At 63.6% G+C, this 3,514-nt stretch carries 2 protein-coding genes and 2 pseudogenes; 3 read left to right on the plus strand and 1 reads right to left on the minus strand.

The genetic code is table 11. The annotated features are described in order from the left end of the window. Window positions 1–143: pseudogene (locus tag ACIIOY_RS26685) on the minus strand (electron transfer flavoprotein subunit beta/FixA family protein); the annotation flags it as partial. Between the two features lie 243 nt (window positions 144–386). Between ACIIOY_RS26685 and ACIIOY_RS26690 the strand changes: the two are divergent. The 3 genes and pseudogenes from ACIIOY_RS26690 to ACIIOY_RS26700 all read left to right on the plus strand — a co-directional run. After that, window positions 387–992 (plus strand): helix-turn-helix domain-containing protein, encoded by a 606-nt coding sequence (locus ACIIOY_RS26690; RefSeq protein ID WP_411037697.1) that lies wholly within the window; start codon window positions 387–389, stop codon window positions 990–992. 110 nt (window positions 993–1,102) lie between these two features. Continuing rightward, a complete protein-coding gene (locus ACIIOY_RS26695) occupies window positions 1,103–3,358 on the plus strand; it encodes an FAD-dependent oxidoreductase (protein ID WP_411037698.1) in 2,256 nt (751 codons plus the stop codon). A gap of 79 nt (window positions 3,359–3,437) precedes the next feature. After that, window positions 3,438–3,514 (plus strand): annotated as a pseudogene (locus ACIIOY_RS26700) (formyltetrahydrofolate deformylase); the annotation flags it as partial.

Raw genomic sequence — 3,514 nt, forward strand, 5'->3', positions numbered from 1 at the left:
CGAAGCGCCTCCTCAACCGAGATCTCGTCGAACGGGTTCATCGACATCTTCACATTCGAAAGCTCGACACCCGAGCCATCCGACTTCACACGGATCTTAACGTTGTAGTCGACCACACGCTTGACTGGTACGAGGATCTTCATGGGCAACTCTCCAGGGATGGCAATGGCAGAAACCGAGCAGACGATCTTGGTCAGCGAAATTCTTATGAGTACCTTTTATAATCAAAAAACAAATTATTCAATTGTGAAAATTCTATATTGATTTTTCATGCCTATCCGTTTATCAACGGAACAATGTTGCAGCAGCGCAAGGAGCCGAAAACGAGCGTGTTGTCTCGACCACGGGCGGAGGGTAACGATTCCTCGGTGAACGAAGGAACGATCATGCCGCCACGCCAATCGCAAACCATCGACGCCTCACTTGCCGACGAGCAGACGCACGAGGACGCCATCGGCGGACAGATCCGTGAGCTTCGCAAGGTCAAGGGGCTGACCCTTCAGGAGGTCGCGGACGCGTCGGGGATTTCGGTCGGATATCTCAGCCAGATCGAGCGAAACCAGTCGAAGCTGCCGATCGGGGTCCTGAAACGGATCAGCACGACGCTGGGGGTCCAGATCAACTGGTTCTTCCATGGAAGCGACGTTCCGGCGGACGAGAAGGATATCGTCGTGCGGGCGAACAACCGCCGGAAGCTGACCTTCACGGCGCTCGGGATCGAGGAGGAGCTGCTTTCCCCGAATCTCAGCGGTCCGCTGGAGATGCTGATGAGCACGATCGACCCCGGAGCGGACAGCGGCGACTACAGCCATGAGGGCGTGGAGGCCGGGCTGGTGATCAGCGGAACGCTGGACCTTTGGATCGCGGGCCAGTTCTTCCGCCTGAACGCGGGCGACAGCTTCTCGTTCAAGAGCACCGAGACGCACCGCTGCGCCAACTCGGGCAAGGAGCCGGCGAAAGTCGTCTGGGTGATTACGCCGCCGCAGTACTGAGCGGAGCTGTCGAGACCATCGGCTTTCGGACGAAGGATTGCCATCCAGAGACCGCGCACCGGTAGCGCCGGGCTTTCAGCGTAACAACAAGCAAGCAGTCGGGAGTTCACATGGCTGAGATCAAGCTTGGAAAAGTGGAGGCCCTGTGGCGCTACCCTGTCAGCTCCGTCTGCGGAGAACGGCTGCCCCGTACCCGATTCACAAAAGCCGGGCCCGTGGGCGATCGGGTGTTCGGGCTTTTCGATGACGAGACCCATGAGATCGTCTATCCCTCCCGGCAAAGGCACTGGAATGCCGCGCCGATGTTGTCGGCAAGACTGGATGACGCCGACACCCTGTCCCTCTCGCTCGACGGGACGGAATGGCTGCGAGCCGACGACCCGCAACTGAAAGCGGGGCTGGCCTCCCTCTTCGGGCGGCCGGTCTCGGTCCGGCGATACGGAACCGACCTTGCGGGACGACGCGCCGAGCCGCGCTATGCCCACAGCCCCATCCACCTGCTCAGCCGGCAGTCGATCGACGCTTTGAAGCGGCTATTGCCGGGGAGCGTCATCGACGAGCGCCGTTTCCGTCCCAACATCGTGGTGGACTTCGAGGCGGTCGCGGGCGATGCCACGCCCGAGCAAAGGCTGCTCGGGAAGGCGTTCCGCATCGGAAGCCTGCGCCTCAAGGGCACGATGGAATGCGGCCGCTGCAGCTTCACCACACTGCAGCAGCTCGGCCTTCCCGAGGACCGTGCGGTGCTGAGGACGCTGATCAGCGACTTCGAGAAGAACTTCGGCATCTACTGCGAGATCCTCGACGACGGCTGGATCGAGGAGGGCGATGGCCTGTTCATGGAGCCCGTGCGGGAGACCGGGAACGCGATCGTCATCGTCGGCGCGGGGCAGGCCGGCGGCATGGCGGCGAAGGCTCTGCGTGAACTCGGCCATACGGGGAGCATCACCCTCTTCAGCGACGAAGGACACCCGCCCTACGAGCGGCCTCCCCTCTCCAAGTCCTTCGCGGTTCCGCGCGCCGGAGGCAAGGGTTTGACCGCCGTGCTCACCGGCACCGAGGCTGCCGCGCTTTCGATCGACCTGCATCTCAACGAAACCGTCGTCCACATCGACCGCGCCGAACGGACGGTCGAAACGGCGTCCGGTCTCCGGCAGGCCTACGACCGATTGATCCTGGCGACGGGAGGCACGGCCAGGCGCGTGCCGCTGCTCAGCCGGGGTCACGGACGCGTCCACACCATCAGGACCGCCAGCGATGCCGAAGGGCTGCGGATCGCGCTGCAAGGCGCAAGGCGCGTCTTCGTTCTGGGCGGCGGGTGGCTCGGCCTCGAAGTCGCCGCCGCCGCCCGCACCGCGTCCATCGGCGTCGATCTCTTCGCACGGCAGGCGCGCCTTTGCCCGCGTGTCCTGCCCGCGGCCGTCTCGGACTTCGTTGCGGACGTGCATCGGCGCAACGGCGTGGCGCTGCATATGAGCAGTATGCCGGTCTTCGAAGAACGATCGGACGGCGTCGCAGCCCATCTTAATGGAGAGGTCATGACTGCCGACCTCCTCGTCGTGGCGATCGGCATCCATCCGAACGATCATCTCGCGCGGCGCGCGGGCCTCGATTGCCGGGATGGCATCATGACGGATGCGAACGGTGCGACGAGCGATCCGAACATCTTCGCGATCGGCGACGTCGCCTGCCGGAGGAGTGCCCGTCACCCCGACGGGATGCGTATCGAAAGCTGGCAGAATGCCAACGACCAGGCCGACCTTGCGGTACGGGCGGTATTGGGGCTCGCCTCGCCGCCGCCCTCCGTTCCCCGGTTCTGGTCCGATCAGTACGATCTTACGATTCAGATCGCCGGGCTTCCCGATCCGTCCGCGGAACCACTCTGCGTGGACGGCGATGACCATCCCTTCTGGCGTTTCGAGACCTTTGCGGTCGGCGTGAACCGGCCGCGCGAGATCCACCGGTTTGCCGCAGGGCTCGCAAGGCGGGTCGATGCACCGCTGACATCCACCGATGATGTTCCCGTCCGGGACGAGGTCACGATCCGGCAGAAGCTCGGGCCGCTCGTTCCCCTCGCCGATGGAGAGATGGCGAAGGTGCCGGCCGGAGCGGTCGGCGATATCGTCCTCGTCCGGCAGGGGGAGGCGTATTTCGCGCTTCAGGACAAGTGCCCGCATGCGGACGCCTCGCTTTCCGAAGGATTCCTCGAGGGCGGGCGCATCGTCTGCCCGCTGCATTTCGCGGAGTTCGACCTGGCAAGCGGTGCGGTCCATGGGGGACCGAAAGGCTGTCCGCGCGCGCGGTCGTATCGGATCGAGATCGAAGACGGCTGTCTCTATCTCCATGCACCCGCGCCCACGAACGCCTGACCAATCGTCCGACGAAACGAAAACGCCTCAATCCGGCGAAACCTCATCTAAGGCTTGGCCGGCGAGTTTGGAGCTTCTCATGAAAAGCCACGTCCTGACCGTCACCTGCAAATCGACCCGCGGCATCGTCGCTGCGATCACCGGCTACCTCGCCGA

Origin of the sequence: Shinella agrisoli, assembly GCF_046557955.1 — a bacterium.
In the GTDB taxonomy this organism is placed as follows: Bacteria; Pseudomonadota; Alphaproteobacteria; order Rhizobiales; family Rhizobiaceae; genus Shinella.